At 69.5% G+C, this 4,364-nt stretch carries 4 protein-coding genes; 3 read left to right on the forward strand and 1 reads right to left on the reverse strand.

Features of this window, described 5'->3' with window-relative positions; all coding sequences use genetic code 11:
• On the reverse strand, positions 1-725 hold a 725-nt coding region (locus tag ABZ904_RS50685; RefSeq protein WP_361831062.1), incomplete at its 3' end, for a transposase.
• A 230-nt stretch (positions 726-955) separates the two neighbouring features.
• On the opposite strand from ABZ904_RS50685, the gene ABZ904_RS50690 reads away from it, so the two are divergent.
• From ABZ904_RS50690 to ABZ904_RS50700, 3 genes are read left to right on the forward strand one after another with little or no spacing between them, the layout of a single operon-like run.
• Positions 956-2,038: a hypothetical protein gene (locus tag ABZ904_RS50690; RefSeq protein WP_361831065.1), complete on the forward strand. Its 1,083-nt coding sequence runs from the start codon at positions 956-958 to the stop codon at positions 2,036-2,038.
• Entirely contained in the window at positions 2,035-3,762 is a 1,728-nt protein-coding gene (locus ABZ904_RS50695; RefSeq protein WP_361831068.1) for an ABC transporter ATP-binding protein, read from the forward strand. Before ABZ904_RS50690 ends, ABZ904_RS50695 begins: the two co-directional genes overlap by 4 nt.
• 10 nt (positions 3,763-3,772) lie before the next feature.
• A complete protein-coding gene (locus ABZ904_RS50700; RefSeq protein WP_361831071.1) occupies positions 3,773-4,288 on the forward strand; it encodes a hypothetical protein in 516 nt (171 codons plus the stop codon).
• Positions 4,289-4,364: the final 76 nt, after the last annotated feature.

The raw sequence follows: 4,364 nt of genomic DNA on the forward strand, positions 1-4,364 counted from the left end.
CGCCGGGCCATCATCCGCTGGTACTTCGCGAGCCGCTGAGCGGACCGCTTGCCGTGCTCGGCATGCGGGAGATCGTAGGCGTCATCCGTGGTGGTGGCCGTCTCCTTCACACCCCAGTCGACGCCCAGGACGCGGCCGGTCTCCACAAGCGGTTCGACCCGGGCCGGGGCGACGAAGGAGGCGTACCAGTGCCCGAGCGTGTCCTGGTACACGCGCACACTCGACGGCTCAGCCGGAAGAGCCCGCGACCACACCACGCTCACCACGATCTGGCCCGCAAGGTGCAGACGACCGTCCTTCAGACGGAAACCCCGCTTCGTGTAGTTCAGGCTCGGGCGGCTGTCCCGCTTGCGCTTGAAGCGGGGCATCCCGGCCCGGCGGTGCTGCGCAAGCCCGTCCTTGACGTCCTTCAACGCCTTCGCCCGCGACTTGGCGAAGTCCCGAATCACCTGCTGCTGCGGCACCGAGGCACCAGCACCCAGCCACGGTGTCACCCCGCGGGCCTCGGTCAGCATCCTGTCCAACTGCGCCGGACCACACGTCAGCTTCTCACCGGACTCCTTGCTCTGCCGGTGGACCTGCTTCGACTTGGCCACGCATTCATTCCAGAGCCACCGGCAGCGGTCCCACTCCGCTTCAAGTGCGCGCCGCGCGGTAGCCGACAGGCGCACACGAAAGGAGTACCGGGCATGCCCGGCCCCCTCCGTCGTCGCGTCTGTCGTCATGCAACCGAACCTACCCGGGAGGACTGACACTTGAGACCTCTTGATCACCACGGGCTCGCTCACCTCGACGCGGGTGGACGGTCCTTCGCCCTGGAGACGAAACCCCTATTTCTGTCCTGCTCCACAGGAGGCCGATTCCTCCCCGGCCTGAAGGCCGGGGCATCCTCGGAGGAACCCGGTGAACCGGCGGGCGGCTGCCGAACACAAGAGCCGGGCCTATGACACGGGCCATGGTCTATCTCCCGGACGGAAACCCGGGCCCCGGGCGGATCGGGGACGTTGACATCGAGGTGGTGCGCTGCGGACCCGCAGAGCTGGTACTGCCCGAGGCGAGTGTCCAAGACGTGCGAGGGGGCCAGCTGTTCAACAACCGTGCACTGGCCTTCGATCCAGCCGGAGGCGGCGGTCCGCTGGCCGGGGCGGAGGCTGACCGGCAGGCCCGCGCGTTCGGACTGGTCAATACGGCCTTCCATCTCCAGCGCGCCCTGAGGTACTTCGCCGGACTGCTTCAGCGACCGCTTCCGCACCTGGTGGTGAGAATCGGGATGCACGACCAGCCCCGCCGCTGGGGTGGCGGCCACTACCGGCTGCCGGGGCGGGCGATGGCGCTGGAGAGCAAACCCGTCGTGCCGGACGGGGAGATCCATCTCGGGGGAGGCGCCCGTTTCCTCACCCCGGCGAAGGGCACACAGTATTTCCACGCCCCGGCACACAACGCGGCGATCATCTACCACGAGGTGGGACACCATCTGTGTCGGCACACCGCGGATTTCCGCCTCAACAGGCTGCGCCCGCCGCGCGAGCAGACCAACAAGAAGATCGCGCTGGACGAAGGCACCGCGGACGTGTTCACCGCCGCGCTGCTGGGCACCCCCGACATCTACGGCTGGCACCGCCGCACCATCGCGGAGCGGGACCAGCGGCGTCGCAAGCTGGATGGCCACTGGACGATGGCGTACTTCCGCGGCGGCAACGACGGGGACCCGCACGCCGATGGCACCCTATGGGCCTCGGCCTGCTGGACCTCCCGCGAGCGCGTTGCCGCCTTCGGTGCCGATCCCGTCCGCTTCGACGCGCTGCTTGTGCGCGGCCTGGAGCTGCTCGGGGACGCAACACCCTTCACCCGCACCCACGAAGCGCTGCACAGCCGTCGGGACTTCTCCCGGCTTCTCGCCGCCATGGCGCACGCCGACACCCAGCTCGCTCCGACGGTGCTGGCCGCCATGGCGGAACACGGTATCCGGCCGAACGCGAGCAACACCGAACTGACCGAGGCCGCCCGCCGCCGGGCCGTCGACCAGGCGCACAGATGAGTGGTCACCCGGCGGACTTCGGACTCCTGCGACAACTGTGGCGGTTCCGCAGCTACGGGCGAGTGCACCTGCGCATGCTCCTGCTCGGGGTGGGCTTCCGCGTGGCCGAACTGGTGGCCGACCTCGCCCAGCCCTGGCCACTGGCCCTGGTCATCGACGACGTCCTGCGCGGCGGCCACTCCCATGGGGCGCTGGCAAGGCTGGTATCCCCCCTTGGTGACTCCGCCCTCGCCATGCTGACCGCGGCGGCGGTCGCCGTACTGGTCATCACACTGGCCTCCGGCACATTCGACTACCTCGGCGACCGCGTCATGAACAGCGCAGGCGAACGGATCACCGCGACCATCCGCACGGACGTCTTCGCCCACCTGCAGCGGCTGCCCATGGCCTTCCACGACCGGCAGGCCGTCGGTGAACTCACCAGCCGCATCTCCACCGACACCGACCGGATCGAAGACGGGCTGGTGGACCTGTTCTCCACCCTGCTGCCCGGACTCCTGTCCACCGCCGGCTTCGCCGCCGTCCTGCTCACGGTCGACTGGCGGCTGGGCCTGATCGCCATCAGCTGCGCCCCCCTGGTGTTCATCACCGCCGCCCGCTACACGCGGCTGACCCGCCAGGCCGCACGCCACCAGCGCGCCGCCGAAGGCCGCCTCGCCGGCTACGTCGCCGAGTCATTGCAGGGCATCCGCACCGTCCACGCCTTCGGCCGCCATGACCTTCACGACGCCCGCTTCGCCACCGACAACACCAGCGCACTGAACGCAGGACTGCAGTCGGTCGAACTCCGCGCCCGGTTCACGCCGCTGCTGGAGGCCGCCACGGCGGTCGGCACCGCGGTGCTCCTCTGGGTCGGCGGCTTCGGCGTCCTCAGCCACTGGTGGAGCGTCGGACTCCTGGTCGTCGTGGCAAGCTACATGCGCGACATGGTCAAACCGATGCGCTCACTGTCCCGTCTGGCACTGACCTTCACCCAAGGAGCCGCCTCCGCCGAACGCGTCGCCGCCATCCTCGACCAGCCACTTGTCTCGCCGACCCCCTCACGTCCGCTGCCCCACCGCGCCACCGGCCGCATCGACCTGTACGACGGCAGCCTCGACTACGGCCGCGGCCCCGTACTCCACCGCCTCAACCTCATCATCCACCCCGGCGAACGCGTCATGCTGCTGGGCCCCAACGGCGCCGGCAAAACCACCGTGCTCGCCCTCGTCGCCGGACTGTATTCCCTCACAGAGGGCCAACTGCTGCTCGACGGGCTACCCATCGCCCAACTCCCCCGCCCCTGGCTGCGCCGGCAAGTCGCCGTCGTGCTGCAGGACACCTTCCTGTTCTCCGGCACCCTGGCCGACAACCTCCGCTACGCACGGCCCGAGGCCGACCCCGAAGAAGTCGCCTCGGCCGCCGAAGCGGCACTGGTCACACAGTTCGCCTCCGAACTGCCCGACGGCCTCAACACCACCATCGGAGACCACGGCACCGGACTGTCCGGCGGCCAACGCCAACGCATCGGCATCGCCCGCGCCCTGCTCCTCAACGCACCCGTCGTCCTGCTCGACGAACCCACCACCGGACTGGACCACACAGCCGAGCAACTCGTCATCCGCGCACTCACCCGACTCGTCCACGGCCGCACCGTCATCATGACCACCCACCGACCCGCCCTCCGGCGTCTAGCCACCCGCACCGTCCACATCGACAACGGGACCCTCGGCAAATTCAACTGATCGTCGCAACGTGGAAGGGGACGACGGAGCCACCACCTCACGCCTGGCTGTTCTGACCGCGATCGCGGCCGGCCCTGTCGCCCTGTGTGTCGCTGTCGCCTCTACCCCGACCACGGTCATGGCGGCCCCCGCGAGCAAGCCCACCGCCGTGCGCACCGCGTCCGCCGCCGACCCGGGCGGCTATGCGCAGCTGTTCCTCGGCGTCTGGTCGCGCAGCAGTGCGGGCGACGCGACGACTGCGCAGGCGCGGCTTGCGCAGTCGATGGCGCCGGACGTCGAGTTGCCGACCCGGCTTGGATGCGCAGTCGGCGCCGGAGTCTGTGACGACGGTGCTCAGTGGCGCGGCGCGGGCCGAGATCGCGCCGATGGTGGGCGTGCGGCCGGTGCCCTCCAGGGTTCAAGTGCATCCATGCATTCGTCGAAGATCCGAGTGTTCCGGTCGTGCTTGCTGCCGGTACAGGCGGGCGCACTGGCGGTCATCCGGTCATCTCCGGCGATGATGAAATATCCTCTGACGCGTAAATAGCAGCAGGTCAGGGCGGGTGTGGGCAGGGGTGGGTGCCCGGTGGCCGTTGGGGGCTGCCGGGTGTGCGGGTCTGCCG

The sequence above is a fragment of the Streptomyces sp. NPDC046900 genome, from assembly GCF_040644975.1.
Lineage (GTDB): Bacteria > Actinomycetota > Actinomycetes > Streptomycetales > Streptomycetaceae > Streptomyces.

Excerpts from the sequence above, each read along its gene's own strand:
- ABZ904_RS50690 (WP_361831065.1), top strand. The coding sequence starts at position 956 with ATGGTCTATCTCCCGGACGGAAACCCGGGCCCCGGGCGGATCGGGGAC.
- ABZ904_RS50695 (WP_361831068.1), top strand. The coding sequence starts at position 2,035 with ATGAGTGGTCACCCGGCGGACTTCGGACTCCTGCGACAACTGTGGCGG.